Origin of the sequence: Burkholderia paludis (assembly GCF_000732615.1) — a bacterium.
Lineage (GTDB): Bacteria > Pseudomonadota > Gammaproteobacteria > Burkholderiales > Burkholderiaceae > Burkholderia > Burkholderia paludis.
The window spans coordinates 83,954-103,156 of the sequence record NZ_JPGL01000032.1 but is presented as its reverse complement, the minus strand read 5'-3'; the positions used below and the strand labels follow the sequence as shown (position 1 = coordinate 103,156).

The 19,203-nt window shown below is 68.9% G+C and carries 11 protein-coding genes; 5 read left to right on the top strand and 6 right to left on the bottom strand.

Annotated elements, in window-relative coordinates:
- Positions 1-214: 214 nt before the first annotated feature.
- From GQ56_RS0121150 to GQ56_RS0121140, 3 genes are read right to left on the bottom strand one after another with little or no spacing between them, the layout of a single operon-like run.
- Entirely contained in the window at positions 215-1,492 is a 1,278-nt protein-coding gene (locus tag GQ56_RS0121150; RefSeq protein ID WP_031400525.1) for a c-type cytochrome, read from the bottom strand.
- Positions 1,493-1,494: 2 nt separating this feature from the next.
- Positions 1,495-3,114: a GMC family oxidoreductase gene (locus GQ56_RS0121145; RefSeq protein WP_031400524.1), complete on the bottom strand. Its 1,620-nt coding sequence runs from the start codon at positions 3,112-3,114 to the stop codon at positions 1,495-1,497.
- Positions 3,114-3,620: a sugar dehydrogenase complex small subunit gene (locus tag GQ56_RS0121140; RefSeq protein WP_031400523.1), complete on the bottom strand. Its 507-nt coding sequence runs from the start codon at positions 3,618-3,620 to the stop codon at positions 3,114-3,116. The genes GQ56_RS0121145 and GQ56_RS0121140 overlap by 1 nt, the downstream gene beginning before the upstream one ends.
- Positions 3,621-3,927: 307 nt before the next feature.
- On the opposite strand from GQ56_RS0121140, the gene GQ56_RS0121135 reads away from it, so the two are divergent.
- From GQ56_RS0121135 to GQ56_RS0121125, 3 genes are all read left to right on the top strand, one after another.
- On the top strand, positions 3,928-9,969 hold the full coding sequence (locus GQ56_RS0121135; protein WP_031400522.1) for an alpha-2-macroglobulin family protein: 6,042 nt from the start codon (positions 3,928-3,930) through the stop codon (positions 9,967-9,969).
- Positions 9,970-9,979: 10 nt separating this feature from the next.
- On the top strand, positions 9,980-12,217 hold the full coding sequence (gene pbpC / locus GQ56_RS0121130) for a penicillin-binding protein 1C (RefSeq protein WP_031400521.1): 2,238 nt from the start codon (positions 9,980-9,982) through the stop codon (positions 12,215-12,217).
- 325 nt (positions 12,218-12,542) lie between these two features.
- A complete protein-coding gene (locus GQ56_RS0121125; protein WP_031400520.1) occupies positions 12,543-13,238 on the top strand; it encodes a hypothetical protein in 696 nt (231 codons plus the stop codon).
- A gap of 39 nt (positions 13,239-13,277) precedes the next feature.
- Here the strand turns inward: GQ56_RS0121125 and GQ56_RS0121120 are convergent, their stop codons facing one another.
- The 3 genes from GQ56_RS0121120 to GQ56_RS0121110 form a co-directional block, all read right to left on the bottom strand.
- Positions 13,278-13,823, bottom strand: coding sequence for a GNAT family N-acetyltransferase (locus GQ56_RS0121120; RefSeq protein WP_407638596.1), 546 nt, complete (start codon positions 13,821-13,823; stop codon positions 13,278-13,280).
- Positions 13,820-15,067, bottom strand: coding sequence for a multidrug effflux MFS transporter (locus GQ56_RS0121115; RefSeq protein ID WP_031400518.1), 1,248 nt, complete (start codon positions 15,065-15,067; stop codon positions 13,820-13,822). Before GQ56_RS0121115 ends, GQ56_RS0121120 begins: the two co-directional genes overlap by 4 nt.
- 453 nt (positions 15,068-15,520) lie before the next feature.
- Positions 15,521-16,417 carry a glutamate/aspartate ABC transporter substrate-binding protein gene (locus GQ56_RS0121110; RefSeq protein WP_052001439.1) on the bottom strand — a complete coding sequence of 299 codons (897 nt, stop codon included), beginning with the start codon at positions 16,415-16,417 and terminating at the stop codon, positions 15,521-15,523.
- 424 nt (positions 16,418-16,841) lie between these two features.
- On the opposite strand from GQ56_RS0121110, the gene GQ56_RS0121105 reads away from it, so the two are divergent.
- Both GQ56_RS0121105 and GQ56_RS45910 read left to right on the top strand, forming a co-directional pair.
- Positions 16,842-18,500 carry a S8 family peptidase gene (locus tag GQ56_RS0121105; RefSeq protein ID WP_031400516.1) on the top strand — a complete coding sequence of 553 codons (1,659 nt, stop codon included), beginning with the start codon at positions 16,842-16,844 and terminating at the stop codon, positions 18,498-18,500.
- Positions 18,501-18,794: 294 nt separating this feature from the next.
- Positions 18,795-19,163 (top strand): hypothetical protein, encoded by a 369-nt coding sequence (locus GQ56_RS45910; RefSeq protein ID WP_160257549.1) that lies wholly within the window; start codon positions 18,795-18,797, stop codon positions 19,161-19,163.
- Positions 19,164-19,203: the final 40 nt, after the last annotated feature.

Below are 19,203 nucleotides of genomic sequence, written 5' to 3'. Positions count from 1 at the left end.
GACGCGAGAACGGTTGATTCGGTGTCATGGTGTCGATCAACGAAAGCGATGCGCGTCTCGGGAACGCCCCCGGCGCACCGGATTGCCAACAAACCGGGGCGGGGGGCCGCCCGGCCCCGCCCCCCCCGCCCTGCAACAACCGGCATCGGGTGAACGCCCGATGTGCTGCGCCCCTCCTCTTGTCAGCGATCGCCCTGCCGCGCCGCACACCGCATCAGCGCAGCTTCGCGACGTCCTGCTCGGTCACCTTCGCGGCCGGATTGCCGAACTGCCCGGTCAGGTAGTTCGTCAGCGCGGCGATCTGCGCATCCGACAGCTCGTGACGGAACGCCGGCATCCCGACGTCCTCGCTGCCGGCCTTGCGCTGCACGCCGTTCAGGATCACCTGCACGAGGTTGGTCGGATTCGGCGCGCCGACCGTCGAGTTGTGGAACAACGGCGGGTAATAGCCGTCCGGCGTCCCCTTGCCCTGCATCTGGTGGCAGGTCGCGCAGTTGCCGAGATACAGGCGCGCCGGATCGATGCCCGACGACGCAAGCGCGACGCCGCGCAGCTTCAGGCCGTCCTCGGCCGGCTTGCCCCACGACGAGCGCGACTGCTTCGCGTCGCCGCCGGCGACGGCCGGCACCGTGCGGATGTACGTCGCTATCGCGCCGATGTCGGCTTCCGTCATCTGCGAGAAGCTGTGCTCCACCGCCTCGGCCATCGGGCCGGCCGCCTGCGCGAGACCCGGCACGCTGCCGGTGCGCAGGTACTGCACGAGTTGCTGCTGCGTCCAGCCGCCGATCCCCGCGTTGGGGTCGGACGTGATGTTGTAGCCGTCCCAGCCCGCGAGCACCGAGCCCGACAGGAAGCTGCCGCCCGTCTCGTCGAGCGACTTCTCCTGCATCGCGATGCCGCGCGGCGTGTGGCACGTGCTGCAGTGCGCGAGGCCCTGCACGAGATACGCGCCGCGGTTCCACTCGGCGCTCTGCGCCGGCTTCGGCTCGTACGCGCCGTCCTTCAGGAACAGCCAGTTCCAGATCTTCAGCGGCCAGCGCATGCTGAGCAGCGCGGGGATCTCGTTCTTCGGCGGCGCCTGCCTGACCGGTTCGACGCCGTGCATGAAGTATGCATACAGCGCCTTCACGTCGTCGTCGTTGATCTTCGCGTACGACACGTACGGCATCGCCGGATACAGGTTGTCGCCGTTCTTCGACACCCCGTGGCGCACCGCGCGCTCGAAGTCCTCGGGCGTCCAGTTGCCGATGCCCGTGTCGGGATCGGGCGTGATGTTGCTCGTATAGATCTTGCCGAGCATCGGGACCGGCATGCCGAGACCGCCCGCGAACGGCTTGCCGCCCTTCGCCGTGTGACACGCCATGCAATCGCCCGCGACCGCGAGGTATTCGCCGCGCTTGACCAGCGCCGGATCGGCCGCGTCGGCCGCGCGTGCGAGCCCCGGCAGCGCGAGGCAGCCGGCGACGAGGAAGGTGAGAGTAGATTTCCGCACGGTCAGACTTCCTTCTTCAGCGTGTCCGACATCCGCAGCGCGAGCGCCGCGATCGTCAGCGTCACGTTCACCGTACCGACGGTCGGCATCGTCGAGCTGCTCGAGATGAACAGGTTCGGATGGTCGAACGTGCGGCAGTCCTTGTCGACGACCGAGTCGCGCGCATCCGCGCCCATGATCGTCGCGCCCGTGATGTGGTTGTTCGGCGCGAACTCGTCGTTGAAGACGACTTCCGTGCCGCCCAGCACCTTCGCGGCCGTCGCATAGACCTCGCGCGTGTGCACCGCGCCGCGCTTCACGTAATCGTCGATCGCATACGTGATCTCGGGGCGCGGAATGCCGATCGCGTCGGTGGCCGTCTTGCTCGGCACGATGCGGTTCTCCGGTTGCGGCAGGATTTCGTGGAAGCAGTCGAACTGCACGTAGCGCGCGGAGCGGTCGCGGATCTGCGCATCGAGCTCGCCCGGCTTCATCAGCTTGCCGCCCTTGAAGATCTTCTGCGTTTCCTGGTTGATGCGCGACATGTTCGACAGGTGGATCTTCTTCGCGGCCTCGGTCGCGCGGAACGGGCCGTCGCGGAAACCGATCAGCGACGTCATCTCCTGCGGGCCGCGCCCCGGCCACAGCTTCTCGTTCGCGTAGAACGACACGCCGGTGCCCGGATGGTCCATCAGGTTGCGGCCGACCATGTCGGAACTGTTCGCGACGCCGTTCGGGAAATCGCGGTTCGCGGACATCAGCAGGATCTTCGGCGTCTCGATGCCGTTCGCGGCGATCACGAAGTACTTGCCTTCCACGCGATGGTCCGCGCCCGTCTTGTCCTTGTAGATCGCGGCGGTGATGCGCTTGTCCGGCCCGGTTTCGAGCTTGTAGACGACCGCGCTGTCGATCAGCTTCGCGCCGGCCTGCTCCGCCTTCTCGACGTGCACGATGCCGTTGTACATCGCGCCGATCGGGCAGATCGGCATGCAGTTGTTGTTCCCGCAACACGTCGGCCGGCCGTCGTACGGGCGGCTGTTGCGCGCGACCGGCTCGGTCACCACGTGAAACTTCGGGTCGTAGCCGTTGAGCGCCGTCTTGATCGTCTGCTCGTTGAACGACAACGGCAGCGGCGGCATCGGGTACGGCTCCTTGCGCGGCGAGTACAGGTCTTCCTCGGGGCCCGGGCCCCACACGCCGAGTTCCTCCTCGGCGCGCTGGTACCAATGCTCGATGTCGTCGTACTGGATCGGCCAGTCGCGGCCGACGCCGTACACGGTCTTCATCCTGAAGTCGTTCGGAATGAAGCGCCACGCCGACGCGGCCCAGTGCCACGTCGTGCCGCCCACCGCGCGGATGTACTGCGAGTTGAACTTGTGCTCGCCCTTCAGGATCAGGTAGTCGTTCGGCGGGCCGTATTCCGGATGCGGCGCCCATGCGCTCGACGGGTACGGCGCCATGAAATCGGTCTTGTCGGGCTGGTTGCGAAAGCGCTCGACGATTTCCCAGCGCGGCATGCGCGGCCCGGCTTCCAGCAGGATCACCGACTTGCCCGCCAGCGCGAGCTGGTGAGCGACGATCGCGCCCGCGACACCCGATCCGACGACGACGACGTCGGCCTTTTGCGTATCGGTATCGGCCATCAGGCTTGCCTCTCGATCGGTTTTTCGGCCCAGAAGCCGGGTTTGTTGGGGCAATACGAAGGGATCACGAGCGTATCCGATACGACGCCGAACATTAATGCTTCCTCGTACGTAATCACGACGTCGTCGACGACGCCGAGATACCACGCTTCGAGGATCTTCAGCGCAAGCGCTTCCTGGTCGGGATTCAGCGCGCCGGACGCAAGTGCGCCGGCGAGTTGCGGCAGGCTGTCGGCCGTCTTGAACGAGCCCTTCTGCAAGGCCTGCAGGAAGCGTTCGCCGAGCACGCGGCTCAGCCCCTTCTTGCCGGTCAGTGCTTCGGAAAGCGTCATGAACGTGTCGAGCGGCGCGGTGCCGGGATCGTCTGCGAGGGCCCGCAACGCCAGCGAGCCCGTCAGGCCCGCCGCCGTCAGCGCCAGTGCGCCCTGCAGCCATTGACGCCGCGTGATGCCGGTTGCGGCTGCGTCGCCAGTGCGACGCGAGTGGGGAGTGTTGTCGTTGTGCATGTTTCCTTCTCTCGAACACCGGATTCGGGAAAACCACGCTTGATATTTCTCAAACATTGGCGCGGACCTGAAATGTACGCGCACATGCGGGATCGAACAATCTTTTTATAGTTCATTAAATGTTCCGCAATCCGACATAATCGACATTCCGCCGCATTTTTGTGTCGTCGACGCGACAACGCCTCGAATCATCTGCACGGGTGTCGCACGCCGATGACATCCTGCCGGGTGCGTTTCTCGTATACGGGCGGTCGGTTAGAATCGCGGGCAATCAAACAGAAAGCTTCCCTCCGAGGGCAATCGAGCGATGAAGCAGCACAACAATCACAACGACGCGAATCGAACCGGCCGCACCACCCGGCTGCTCTGGCGCATCGGCGCCGTCGCGGCACTCGGCGGCGCCGCGGCCGTATCGCTGCACGCGCTCGCCGCGCGCACGGTAAGCGTGTCACCGCAAGGCACCGTCACCGAGGTCCGGCAGGCGGTGGTCAAGTTCGACGAGCCGATGGTCGCGTTCGGCTCGGCCGCCGCGCCGAATCCCGCCCGGGTCACCTGCAACGACGCCGCCGCCGCGCGCGGCCAGGGTCACTGGCTCGACGACAAGACCTGGGTCTACGATTTCGAGAACGACCTGCCGCCCGGCGTGCGCTGCTCGGTCGCGCTCAACGACACGCTGCGCTCGGTCGCCGGCAACGCGGCGAGCGGCCAGCGCCGCTTCACGTTCCAGACGGGCGGCCCGTTCCCGGTGACGGTGCGCCCCGGCTCGCGCGAGATCGAGGAGCGCCAGGTCTTCGTGCTGAAGCTGAACGGCCCGGCCGAACCGCGCTCGGCGCTCGCGAACATCTGGTGCGAGGCCGCCGGCATCGGCAACCGCATCCCGGTCACGGCCGCCGACGACGATACGCGCAACGCGCTGCTCGACCATTTCGGGCTGAAGCAGGACGCCGCGCGCGTGCTGACGCTGTCGTGCGCGCAGGCGCTGCCGGCGAGCGCGAAGATGCAGCTCGTCTACGGCAAGGGCGTCACGAGCCCGAGCGGCATCCCGAACGAAACGGAACGGCGCTTCGATTTCGCCGTGCGCGCCCCGTTCGCCGCGAGCTTCTCGTGCGAACGCGAGAACGCGAAGGCGCCCTGCACGCCGCTGCGCCCGCTCACGCTGTCGTTCAATGCGCCGATCTCGCGCAAGAACGCCGAGGCGATCAAGCTGCGCGGCCCCGACGGTTCGCTGTCGCCGACCTTCGCGGCCGACGACAAGAGCGAGGAAGTCACCACCGTCAACTTCAACCCGCCGCTGCCCGAGCAGGCCGGCCTGACGGTCGAGTTGCCGTCCGACCTGCGCGACGTGACCGATCGCCCGCTGTCCAACGCCGACCTGTTCCCGCTTGCGACGCGCACCGCGCCGATGCCGCCGCTCGCGAAGTTCTCGTCGGGCACGTTCGGGATCGTCGAGCGCTTCGCCGAACCCGATACGCCCGCGCTCGTGCCCGTCACGCTGCGCAACGTCGAGGCCGACCTGCATATCGACGGCCTCAACACCAAGGGTGCGCAGTTCTCCAACCTGAAGATCGACGACGACACCGCGATCCGCCAGTGGATGCGCACCGTCGACCGCTTCGACAACGGGTCGATGACGGCCGGTTCGATCGACGGCCAGATTCCCGGCCTGCTCCAGCGCAAGGGCCAGCACGCCGTCTACGTGCCGCGCCAGGCCGGCGAGCAGGCGCCCGCGCCGAAGGATCGCCTCATCGACGTGCGTTCGCTGACGCTGCTCAAGGGCCAGCCCGGCGTGCAGGCGCTGACGATGCCGCAGGCCGACCCGAAGACGCTGCGCCCGTTCGAAGTCGTCGGCGTGCCGATCGAGAAGCCCGGCTTCTACGTGCTCGAACTCGCGTCGCCCGCGCTCGGCCGCTCGCTGCTCGCGAAGCCGTCGAGCATGTACGTGCGCACCACCGTGCTCGTCACGAACCTCGGCGTGCACCTGAAACAGGGCCGCGAGAACAACCTCGTGTGGGTCACGACGCTCGACAAGGGCAAGCCCGTGCCGAACGCGCAGATCCGCGTGTCGGACTGCAACGGCGACGAGATCGCCTCCGGCAAGACCGACGCGCAGGGCCTGCTGAAGATCGACGGCGCGTTCGAGCCGAAGCGCGCATGCAATTCGTCCGATTCGGAGCAACGCTTCGACGACTACTTCGTGTCGGCGCGCGTGAACGATCCGAAGACGGGCCCCGACATGGCGTTCGTCAGCTCGGGCTGGAACCGCGGGATCGAGTCGTGGCGCTTCAATGTGCCGACCGATACCGACAGCGCGCCGACCGTGCGCGCGCACACGGTGTTCGACCGCACGCTGCTGCGCGCGGGCGAGACCGTGTCGATGAAGCATTTCCTGCGCACCGAGACGCTGCAGAGCCTCGCGTTCCCGTCGCAATACCCGACGCGCGTGACGATCCGCCATCTCGGCACGGGCCAGACGTACAAGCTGCCGCTCACGTGGGCGGCCGACCACAGCGCGGACACGCAGTTCACGCTGCCGGCCGCCGCGAAGCTCGGCGAATACAGCGTCGAACTCGAAGGCGGCCCGGAAGACGCGCCGACCGCCACTTATTACAGTGGCAGCTTCCGCGTCGAGGCGTTCCGCCTGCCGGTGCTGAAGGGTTCGATCGGCGCGCGCGACGCGCAGAAGAGCCCGCTCGTCGCCGTGAAGGAGGCGCCGCTCGCGGTGCAGATCGACTACGTGTCGGGCGGCGGCGCATCGAACCTGCCCGTGCAGGTGTCCGCGCTGATGAAGTGGGCGACGCCGCCGTTCGCCGATCGTTTCGAGGATTTCAGCTTCACGCCGTATCGCCCCGACACGGGCGACGGCAACGCCGACGACGATTCGCAGGACGGCGACAACGCGTCGGCGTCGAACAACGATCCCGATGCGACGAAGCTGATCGCCGACAAGCTGCCGCTGACGCTCGACCGCAACGGCGCCGGCTCGGTCACGCTCAAGGGCCTGCCCGACGTCGACGCGCCGAAGCGCATCGCGCTCGAGGCGACGTTCGCCGACCCGAACGGCGAAGTGCAGACGATCCGCGGCGACACGATCCTGTGGCCTGCCGCCGTCGCGGCCGGCATCAAGGCCGGCCACTGGGTGTCGGTCGGCCAGCGCGTGCCCGTGCAGGCGCTGGCGGTCGATCTGCAGGGCAAGCCGCGCGCGTCGGTGCCGATCGAGATCAAGGGCGTCGCGCACGTCACGACCTCGTCGCGCAAGCGCATGGTCGGCGGCTTCTATGCGTACGACAACAAGAGCGACACGCGCGATCTCGGCGTGCTGTGCTCGGGCAAGACCGACGACAAGGGCCGCATGGCTTGCGACGCGACGCTCGAACAGGCCGGCAACGTGCAGCTGATCGCGGTCGCGAAGGACGGCGACGGCCACACGTCGAACGCGTCGACGTCGGTATGGGTCACGCGCGAGGACGAGCTCTGGTTCGGCGGCGACAACACCGACCGGATCGACGTGATCCCGGAAAAGACCTCGTACGAACCGGGCGAGACCGCCCGCTTCCAGGTGCGGATGCCGTTCCGCTACGCGACCGCGCTGGTCGCGGTCGAGCGCGGCGGCGTGATGGAAACGCATGTGGTCGAGCTGAACGGCAAGAACCCGACCGTCGACCTGAAGGTCGGCGACACGTGGGGGCCGAACGTCTACGTCTCGGTGCTCGCGCTGCGCGGCCGGATCCGCGAGGTGCCGTGGTACTCGTTCTTCACATGGGGCTGGAAGGCGCCGATCGAATGGGCGCGCGCATTCTGGCGCGAAGGCCGTCACTATGAAGCGCCGACCGCGTTCGTCGACCTGTCGAAGCCCGCGTTCCGCTACGGCCTCGGCGAGATCAAGGTCGGCACGGGCGCCCATCGCCTCGGCGTGACCGTGACGACCGACGCGACGCGCTACACGGTGCGCGGCAAGGCCCAGGCGCACGTGAAGGTCACGCTGCCGAACGGCCAGCCCGCGCCGGCCGGCACGCAGATCGCGGTCGCGGCCGTCGACGAGGCGCTGCTCGAACTGATGCCGAACAACAGCTGGGACCTGCTCGACGCGATGTTGCGGCGGCGCGCGTACGGCGTCGAGACGGCCACCGCGCAGATGGAAATCGTCGGCCGCCGCCACTTCGGCCGCAAGGCCGTGCCGGCCGGCGGCGGCGGCGGCAGCGCGCCGACGCGCGAGCTGTTCGACACCCTGCTGCTGTGGAATCCGCGCGTGACGCTGGACGCCAACGGCAGCGCGACCGTCGAGGTGCCGCTGAACGACGCGCTGACGAGCTTCCGCATCGTCGCGATCGCGGCGGTCGGCCCGGACCGCTTCGGCTCGGGCAGCACGTCGATCCGCAGCATCCAGGACCTGCAACTGATCTCGGGCCTGCCGCCGCTGGTGCGCGAAGGCGACGCGTTCCGGGCGCAAGTGACGCTGCGCAACACGACCGACCGCGCGATGCAGGTCGTCGTCACGCCGCGCGTGACCGGCCTCGACGTCGCGCCGCAAACCGTGTCGCTCGCGGCCAACACGGCGACCGAAGTCGCATGGACGATCACCGTGCCCGAGCAGGCGCTCGACGCGGCCGGCGCGCTGAACTGGCGCATCGAGGCCGCCGAGCAAGGCGGCAAGCGCGCGTCCGACGCGCTGGCGGTCGCGCAGAAGGTCGTGCCCGCGCTGCCGGTGACCGTGCAGCAGGCGACGCTCGCGCAGGTCGACGGCACGCTGACGGTGCCCGTGTCGGCGCCGGCCGGCGCCGCGAACAACGCGCAGGGCGCGCCGCGCGGCGGCATCGCCGTCTCGCTGCAATCGAAGCTCGCCGACGGCCTGCCGGGCGTGCGGCGCTGGTTCGAGCGCTATCCGTACCGCTGCCTCGAGCAGCAGACGTCGCGCGCGATCGGCCTGCGCGACCCCGCGCAATGGCAGGCGCTGGTCGCCCGCATGCCCGTCTATCTCGACAGCGACGGGCTCGCGAGCTACTTCCCGCCGTCGTCCGACGATTCGCACGCGGGCAGCGCGACGCTGTCGTCGTATCTGCTCGTGGTGTCCGACGAAGCCAGCCGTCTCGATCCGCGCTTCGCGCTGCCGGAAGATGTACGTACGCAGCTCGAGGCCGGGCTCGCGCGCTTCGTCGACGGCCGCATCGAGCGCAACACGTGGGCGCCGCGCCAGGATCGCGACCTGCGCAAGCTCGCCGCGATCGAGGCGCTGTCGCGCTACGGCGCCGCGCAGGGCCGCATGCTCGGCTCGATCGAGATCGCGCCGAACCAGTGGCCGACGTCGGCGGTGATCGACTATCACGCGATCCTCACGCGCGTGAAGGACATCCCGCAACGCGACGAGAAGCGCGCGCAGGTCGAACAGATCCTGCGGGCGCGCCTCACGTACCAGGGCACGCAGCTCGTGTTCTCCACCGCGCGCGACGACGACCTGTGGTGGCTGATGACCAGCAACGAGACCAACGCGGCGCGTCTCGCGCTGGAATTCGCCGGCGACCCGGCGTGGAAGGACGAGATGCCGCGCGTCACCGCCGGCCTGCTCGCCCTGCAGCGCCAGGGCGCGTGGCAGACCACCACGTCGAACGCACTCGGCCTGCTGGCGGTCGAGCGCTTCTCGCGCACCTACGAGAGCACGCCGGTTGCCGGCGCGACGAAAGTCGCGCTCGGCGGCGACGAACGCACGATCTCGTGGTCGCGGGCGCCGGCGCCCGCCGACACGCCGGCGTCGGCCACCGCCGCCACGCGTGCCGCCGCCGCCCGCAGCGTGCTGCTGTCATGGCCGCGCGCGTCGCAGGCGCCGGCCACGCTGTCCGTCACGCAGGACGGCACGGGTCGCCCGTGGGCGACGATCGAAAGCCTCGCGGCCGTGCCGCTGCGTGCGCCGTTCGCGGCCGGCTACCGGATCACGAAGACCGTCACCCCCATGTCGCCCGCCGTCAAGGGCGTGCTGACACGCGGCGACGTCGTGCGCGTGCATCTCGACATCGATGCGCAGAGCGACATGACGTGGGTCGTCGTCAACGATCCGATCCCGTCCGGCGCGACGATCCTCGGTTCGGGCCTCGGCCGCGACTCCGAGGCCGCCACGCAGGGCGAGAAAACGCCGGACGGCGCGTGGCCCGCGTTCGTCGAACGCGATTTCGACGGCTACCGCGCGTATTACGACTATTTGCCGAAGGGCAAATTCTCGGTCGAGTACACGGTGCGGCTGAACAACGTCGGCACGTTCGGGCTGCCGCCCACGCGCGTCGAGGCGCTGTACGCGCCGTCCGTGTACGGCCTGTGGCCAAACCCGCCGATGACCGTGAAACCGGCCGACGCGGGCAAGTAACGAGGCCGTGATGATCGATCGGGTATTGCCGCGGCCGGCGCGTTTCGCCGGCCGCGTAGTCGTCGCCGTCGTGCTGGCCATGCCGCTCGTCGCGCATGCGCTGCCGAACTACGACGAAGTGCGCCGCAACTGGCGCAGCTCCGACTGGGTACTGCTCGCCCGCGACGGCACCCCGCTGCAGCGCACGCGCGTCGACCTCACCGAACGGCGCGGCGACTGGGTGTCGCTCGCGGACGTCTCGCCCGCGTTTCGCGAGGCGATCGTCGTGTCCGAGGACAAGCGCTTCCATGAGCACAGCGGCGTCGACTGGCGCGGGATCGCCGGCGCCGCATGGGGCAACCTGTGGAACGAGCGCACGCGCGGCGCGTCGACCGTCACGATGCAGCTCGCCGGCTTGCTCGGCGACGCGCAGCGCCGCTCGGGCCAGCGCTCGCTGCCGCAGAAGGCCACGCAGGCGGTCAACGCGTTGCTGCTCGAACGCGGCTGGCGCAAGGACCAGATCCTCGAGGCCTACCTGAACCTGGTGCCGTTCCGCGGCGAGACGGTCGGGCTCGCCGCCCTGTCGCAGGTGCTGTTCGGCAAGGCGCCGTCGGGGCTCGACGCGCGCGAGGCCGCGATCGCGGCCGCGCTCGTGCGCGCGCCGAATGCCTCGCCCGCGAAAATCGCCGAGCGCGCATGCCGGATCCTGCGCGACATGCATGCCGAGCAGGCATGCGCGTCGCTCGACGGCTACGTGCAGCTCGTCACCTCGCGTCCGGCCGGCGCCGCGCGCGACGACGGCGCCGCCCTCGCGCCGCACTTCGCGCGCCGCATCGCGGCCGAGGTCCGGCCGGCGGCCGGCGCGCAGGTCCGCACGACGCTGGATGCGCCGCTGCAGCGCTTCGCGCGCGATACGCTGATGCGCGCGCTGACCGAACTGAACGCGCCCGCGCACCGCCGCAACGTGCAGGATGGCGCGGTCGTCGTGATCGACAACGCGACCGGCGAGATTCGCGCGTGGGTCGGATCGTCCGGCGCGCTGTCGAGCGCGCGCGACGTCGACGCCGTGCTCGCGCCGCGCCAGGCCGGCTCGACGCTCAAGCCGTTCCTCTATGCGCAGGCGATCGACGAGAAGCGGCTGACGGCCGCGTCGCTGCTGGACGACGCGCCGATCAACCTCGCCACCGGCGGCGGCCTGTACATCCCGCAGAACTACGACAAGGATTTCAAGGGCTGGGTAAGCGTGCGCAGCGCGCTCGGCGGCTCGCTGAACGTCCCGGCCGTGCGCACGCTCGTGCTCGTCACGCCGCACCGCTTCGCGCGCACGCTGACCGCGCTCGGCCTGCCGCTCACGCAGGAAGGAGACTACTACGGTTTCAGCCTCGCGCTCGGCAGCGCGGACGTCACGCTGCTGTCGCTGACCAACGCCTATCGCGCGCTGGCGAACGGCGGCGTCGCGCGCAAGGTCGTCGACCTGCCGGCGCCGACGCCGGCGGCCGGCGCGTCGGCCCCCGCGAAGGCGGACGCCGGCACGCGCGTGTTCAGCGAGGCGGCCAGCTTCGTCGTCACGGACATCATTGCCGACAACAACGCGCGCGTGCGCACGTTCGGTTTCGACAACCCGCTCGCGACGCGCTTCTTCTCGGCAGTCAAGACCGGCACGAGCAAGGACATGCGCGACAACTGGACCGTCGGCTTCACGTCGCGCTATACGGTCGGCGTGTGGGTGGGCAATGCGGACGGCTCGCCGATGTGGGACGTCTCGGGCGTCACCGGCGCGTCGCCCGTGTGGTCGGCGGTGGTCGGCTACCTGCACCGCGACCAGCCGAGCCGCGCGCCGCGCCCGCCCGCCGGCGTCGAGACGCGCCGCATTACGTTCGAACGCGATATCGAACCGTCCCGCAACGAGTGGTTCGTCGCGGGCACGGCGCTCGACACGGTCCGGCTCGCCGCGCCCGTCACCCCGGGCAAGGACGGCGCACGCGCGCCGCTGACGATCGGCGCGCCGACCGACGGCACGATCTTCGCGATCGATCCGGACATTCCGCCGAAGAACCAGCGGATCTGGTTCGAGCGCTCGGCCGGGCGCACCGCCAAGTTCGCATGGCGGCTCGACGACAAGGTGATCGGGCGCGCCGATCGCATCGCGTGGATGCCGTGGCCGGGCCGGCATCGCCTCGAACTCGTCGATGCGCGCGGCAACGTCGCGGATGCGATCAGCTTCGAGGTGCGCGGCGCGTTCGCAAAGACGGCCGCACGCAAGCCCTGAGCGCGCGCGGCGGCCGGGTTCGCCGGCCGTGCTCGCGTTCGGCGGCCGCCGGGCGAGGAATCGGGCCGCGGCTCGGCCGGGATCGCCGCCCGGTTCGCGACGTTGAAATCCGGACGCGGCCGGTCGCTGCCGCGCGTCGCGATCGCGACGGCCGCGCGCCGGCGGATCTGCCCGCCATAGCGCCGCACCGTCCCGGTGAAAGCGGGCCGGCTCAGGCGTTCGTCATTTCAGGATCCCGTCGTACCGCCCCGATGTCGGACGTAGAATGCAAACGGCGCCGCTGCGGCGCGTGCCGGTTGCCCCACTTCATACGAGGCCAGCGACCATGAACCTGCGTATCCAGCACTTCCGCTTCCGCCGCCCCGCGCTGGGCGCCCTCTGCATTGCCGCCGTCTCGACGCTGCAGGCGTGCAACGGCGATGCCTGCTTCGGCGTGGATGTCTGCTTCAACGACAACACGCAAGCCGTCGCACTGTCGGGCACGGCCGCCACGGGCGATGCGCTCGCGAGCGCGCAGGTGACGGTCAGTTGCGCGACGGGCTCCGCGACGACGCTGACGGACGGCGGCGGCAACTACAGCGTGACCGTCAACGCCGTGCTGCCGTGCGCGATCACCGTCACGTCGGGCGGCACGAGCCTGCATTCGCTCGCCTACGCGGGCGGCACGTTCAATACGACGCCCGAGACCGAGCTGCTGCTGGTCTATCTCGCGGCCCAGCTCGGCACGAACACGGCCGGGCTGATCGGCAATTTCCAGGGCAATGCGCGGTACCGGCAAGCGATGGGAAGCGCGAACACGGTGCAGGCCGCGCAATCGGCCGTGGCGGGCAACCTGCAGCAGCGCTATTCGCTGACGCTCGCGGCCCCGGCGTTCCTGACCACGCCGTTCACGGTCGGACAACCGGGTGTCGACAGCGATCTCGTCGCGCTGGCCAACGCCGGCGCGATCGACTCCAACGGATTGCCCGACCCGGTCGCCGTTACGCTTCTGACGCAGGCAGGCGCGGCCCACCCGCTGTAAGCGGCCTGCGATGCTGACGCACCGGGCCGGCATCGGGCGTCAGGCGTCCGCCTCGCTCGTGCCGTCAGCCAGCAGCGCCCACCGTTCGTGGTCGCGCCATTCGCCGCCGAGGCGCAGATAGCGCGGCGAAAAGCCCTCTTTCATGAAGCCGAGCCGCCGCACCAGCGCGATCGACGCGAGGTTGCCGGGCTGGATGTTGGCCTCGAGCCGATGCAGCCCGAGTTCGCCGAACGCGACGCCGATCGCCGCGCGCAACGCATCCGTCATCAGCCCCTGGCGGCTGAACGCCGCCATTCCGTAGTAGCCGAGATACGCACTCTGGAACACGCCGCCGACGATCTCGTTGAGGTTCACCACGCCGACCACCGCCCCCGACGCGCGCTCACGCGCGACGAGGCCGACGTTCGGCCCGGTCAGGCAGCGGGAGAACCACTGATCGAATCCCGCCTGGTCGACGAACGAATCGACCCAGGGCAGATGGTGGTTCCGGCTCGCGCGGTTGGCGGCGATCAGGTCGGCGGCGTCGGAACGGGCGACACGGTTCAGCACGACCGGATTCAGGGCGCCGCCGGCGGCGGCGCTCACGCGGCCTCCCCGCTCGCGCACACGACGGGCGCGGCCTGCTGCTGCGACAGGTAGCGCAGCAGCTTGGCGACCATCCACACGACGATGCACGACAGCGCGACGAAGAACACCGCGAGCGGCGTCAGCACGTGGATCGACACGAAGCCGGCCAGGCCCATCATCGCGGACGACACGAGCAGCAGCGCGCACCCGAGGATCGCGCTCGTCAGGCCGGCGATGTGCGGAAACAGCGAATTGCCCTTGGCCATCAGCGTCGGGTACATCGCGCCGGCGCAGAAGCCCATCACGAGCACCGGCGTCGCGAGCGTCCAAACGCGCAAGCCGACGGTCAGCGCCAGGACCAGCATCGCGACCGACGCGCCCGCCATCGTGCGCGCGCCGATGCGCAGCCGCTGCTCGGCGCTCGGCAGCCCGGGCCCGTGGAGCCGGTTCGACAGGCCGCCGAGGAAGTACATGAGGCCGATCCCGAGCGCGAGATAGCCGAAGAAGGTCGGCGGCTTGTGCAAGGTGGTCTGCACCATGAACGGCCCGACGATGTTGAACACGAGCAGGATGCTGTAGCACAGCCCCTGCGCGAGGAAGCAGCTCTGGAACACCGGGCTCGCCAGCACCTTGCCCGCGTTCGTCACCAGCGTGCGCGGCTCGAGATGCACCGGCTTCGGCAAGGTCTCCCGGTAGCGCCACAGCAGCGCCCACATCACCAGCGAGTACACCAGCAGGAACACCAGGCACGCGCGCCAGCCGAACCATTCCTGCAGGTGCGCGCCGATCACCGGCGCGACGATCGGCGCGAGCCCCCATGCGATCGACATGTACGTGAACGCGTGCAGCAGCGCCTGCCCGGCAAACGAATCGGTGATGATCGCCTTCGCGAGCAGGTTGGTGGTCGCGATGCCGAAGCCCTGCAGGCAGCGCGCCAGCACGAACGTCTCGAGGTTCTGCGCGCCGAGCGACAGCAGGCAGCCGATCGTATAGATCACGAGCCCGAACGCGAGCACGCGCTTGCGCCCGTAGGCGTCGGCGATCGGACCGAAGATGAGCTGGCCGAGCGCATAGGCGGCCATGTAGCCCGACACGCTCGACTGGATCGCCTGCGGCGTGGTCGCGAACGAACGCGCCATGTCGGGCAGCGCGGGCACGTAGATGTCGATCGCCAGCTGGCCGGCGGACGCGAACAGGCAAATCAGGAACAGCAGAAAGCGCGGCGAGTTCGACTCGCGCGCAGGGGTAAGCGTGGCGTTCATGGAGACCGGGATCGATGTGGACAGCAGTGACGCAGCCGCGCGATGTTCGAAATGCGAACATGCGTGCGTCGTGGCGAATGTCGTATTGTGCCTGTTGTCGCGTCAGGCAGCCGGATGTCCCTGGCACGGACGCGGTTGAATGCCGGTTGCGGCCCGGGCGGACATGCGCTGGCCGGGGGGGCGGCCGAGGCCGCCTTGATCCGGCACCGTCAACGTTCCCGATGGCGCGTTGCGCGAGCCGCACGATTCGTTCGCGGCTGATCCGGGCCGTTACGTTTGAGCGAACGACGAAGATGCGATGCCGTTCGTACATGGCGGCGGGCGCAACGGCGCCGGCCGCGCGCGGGCCGGAAATCAAGGTCCGGCGTGTTTTCCGATCCCGCTTTCGCCCCGGAACCGCCGGCATGCGCCGACGGTCTTTCATTGCCGGACTCCGCTCGGCGCCACGCCGGATCAGTACTGCGCCTGATCCGTCGGATTCCTGAACAGCTGCCGCATCTCCGCCGACAGCGGATAGTTCAGACTCACGCCCTTGGGCGGAATCGGCTGCGTGAACCACTGGTTGTACAGCTTCTCGGCCGCACCGGACGTCTGCATCCTTGCGATCACGTCGTCGACCACATGCTTGAACGCGGGATCGTCCCTGCGCATCATGCACGCATAGTTTTCGTGGACGAGCGGCGTGCCTGCCACCGTGTACGCGCCCGGGTTGCGATCCTTCGCGATTTCGCCGTACAGCAGCGGCTCGTCCATCACGAACGCCACTGCGCGCCCGGTCGTGACGTTCATGAACGCTTCGGCGTGATCCTTCGCGCTGATGATCGTCATGTTCATCGCCTTCTCTTCGTTGAGCTTGCGCAACAGGCGTTCGTCCGACGTGCCGGCCGTCGTCGCGACCGTCTTGCCGGCCAGGTCCGAGAAGTCCTTCACGCCGGAATCCTTGCGCGTGCTGAAACGGATGCCGTAGAGAAAGATGCTGTTCGAGAACGCGGCCTGTTTCTGCCGTTCGAGCGTGTTCGTCGTCGATCCGCATTCGAAATCGATCGTCCCGTTCTGCAGCAGCGGAATCCGGTTCTGCGACGTGATCGGAATCTCCTTCACCGCGAGGTTCGGCAGGTTCAGTTCCGTCTTCAGCCGGTCGACGATGCGCGACGCGATATCGCGCGAATAGCCGATGTTCTTCTGCTGGTTGTCCGAATACGAGAACGGCACCGACGATTCGCGAATGCCCAGCGACACGACGCCGGTGTCCTTGATCTTCTTCAGCGTACCGGTGAGGGCCTGTGCGTGCGCGGCGCCCGCCAGCGCACAGGACAACGCGACAGCCAGCCAACGGAAGCGGCGATCCATGCTTTTCTCCTGACGAAAGGTTGATCGAATCGCGATCGTACGCCCGACAAAAATTCGCATCGCATCAGGCGATGCGTAAACAACCTTCCAGCGTGGCCGCGCGCTGAAAGACGTTTTCCGTGCCGCGCAACGCCGCCCGCGCCGGACGCCCCGCCCGAGCGGACGCGCACGACCCCGCGGCGGCTTTCCGTACCGGCCGTTCCAAACGCGCGTTCGTGCTGCGACGCAGCAACGTAATCGTTTGCGCCCGCCCCGTTTTTTCTCGTGAAACGCACTCAAGAAGCCGTCGCGCACGCCGTTACCCAGTGCATGGCGCGACGCAGCAACCCCGCTGCGGCCGCCAGAAAAAAAACGACAAGGTCCGGCATTGCCGGACCGGCGCCACCGCCGGCACGACGGTTATCTACGAGGATCGAGTTTCAACATGAGAACCAAACGTTTCAATATCGCGCTGGCGCGCTCCGCACATGTGCGCATGCTCGCCGGCATGTTGTCCGCCGCGGCCCTCCTGCCCCTCGCCGGTTGCGGCGGCGGTGGCGGCGGCGACGGCAGCAACCCGTCTTCCTCCAATGCGGCACCGGCACCGGCCCCGACGCCGGCCCCGACGCCCACGCCCACCACGACCGGCAGCAATGCCTGCGCGACCCAGCAGGCCGCCGTGCAGATGGCGGCGCAGACCACGCAGACCGCGCAGGCTGCCCCGACCGAACCGCCGATCGATCACCTGATCGTCAAGCTGAAGACGCTGACGGCCACGCGTGCGATGGCCGCGACCGACGACGGGACGCGGCTCAATGCGGTCATCCAGCGCTCGATGACGCGCTGGACGGCGCCGGCCACCGGCAGCGCACGCGCCTATGCGAGCACGATCCCGCAAACGCAGCTGAACGTGCAGGTCGAGCGGACGATCTCGAGCGGCGCCGCCGTGCTGTCGATCGGCCAGCGCATCGCGGCCAGCGACGCGGCCGCGCTCGCGCAGGCGTTCGCGGCCGATGCGGACGTCGACTACGCGGAACCGGATCACCCGATGCGGATTCGCGACACGCCGAGCGATCCGCTCTACAGCCAGCAGTGGTACCTGTTCGACCCGACCGCCGGCATCGACATGCCGCCGGCGTGGACCGTGACCAAGGGTTCGCCGACCGTCGTCACGGCCGTGCTCGACACCGGCTACCGTCCGCATGCCGACCTCATCGGCAACCTGCTGCCCGGCTACAACTTCATCAGCAACGTCAACACCAGCAACAACGGCGAGACGCGCGGCCCCGATGCAACCGATCCGGGCGACTGGGTCACGCAGCAGGACCTCAGCAACGCGAGCGGCCCGTACTATCAATGCGCGAGCGAGCCGAGCAACAGCAGCTGGCACGGCACGCGCGTGATGGGCGTGATCGGTGCGACCGCCAACAACGGCGTCGGCATCGCCGGCATCTCGTGGCTCGGCCAGATCCTGCCGGTGCGCGTGCTCGGCAAGTGCGGCGGCACCACGAGCGACATCGCGGACGGGATGCGCTGGGCAGCCGGCATTCCGGTGAGCGGCGTGCCGAACAACCCGACGCCCGCCAAGGTCATCAACCTGAGCCTCGGCGGCGTCGGCACGTGCAGCACGACGTTCCAGCAGGCGATCGACGACGTGACCGCGAAGGGCGTGACCGTGGTCGTCGCGGCCGGCAACGACGGCCTGTCGACCGGGCTCGACCAGCCCGCGAACTGCCGCGGCGTGATCAGCGTCGGTGCGACCGACACGAACGGCCTGCGCGCATCGTTCAGCAACTTCGGCTCCGACGTCGCACTGAGCGCGCCGGGCGTCAACATCCTGTCGACGTCGAACACCGGCACGACGACGCCGGGCTCGGACACCTACGGTCTGGCGAACGGCACCAGCCTCGCGACGCCGCAGGTGACGGGGGTCGCCGCGCTGATGCTGTCGATCAACAGCAACCTCACGCCCACGCAGATCCAGCAGAAGCTGCAGGGCGGCACGCGCACGACCAAGCTGTCGGCCAGCACGTCCTGCACCGCGATGCCGGCAGGCTCGGGCATCCTCGATGCAGGGGCCGCCGTCGCATCGGCCAACCCGTAACCGCCACCCTCTCCCGCGCGGCCGCGCGCATGCCGATCCGGCGTGCGCGCGGCCATTTTGTTGCGGCCCGTCCCGCGCCTCGCCGCCCGCACCTCGACCCGATTACGTTTCTCGAAATAACAGCTGACAAAAGGGTTGACGCTTCGCACAGCGACCCATTACCATCGCTCCCGTCTAATTACATGGAGTGTTCTGTGAACACCGATGCGAGTTGTAGTTGGTGCTTGACCAACTTGACTGCTGCCTGAGGAAAACGCGCAGAGCCTCGTCTTCTGCCGCATCCCGGGAAGCAGGATGCGGCGTCTTTCCGGCCTGAACGGCCGGATCTCCCGCCGAATTTTCGATGTTGTCGAACGCATGCGACGCGCCGTCGCGCGTGCGTTCGCGTTGCGCGCAGCGCCAGCCGCGCGCGCATTCCGTTCGCGTGCCGTCCGGCCGTACGCCTTCGTGCGTGCGGCGCCGTCGATCGCCCGCGCCGACTATCCGCAACCGACAGGAGTGCAGATGAACTCAGACGACAGTAGTCGATTACCGCTCGCCGGTGCGACGCTGCGCATCGTCCCTCCGGTCGCACCGCACGCGCCGGCGAGCGTTCCCGCATTCTCCGATCCACAGCCGATCGCGCCTGACGCGACGCGGCGGGGAGCGCTCGTGCGTCGATAACGTCACGGCCGCTCCCCGCCCGCCGCCTCGTGCGCAAGGA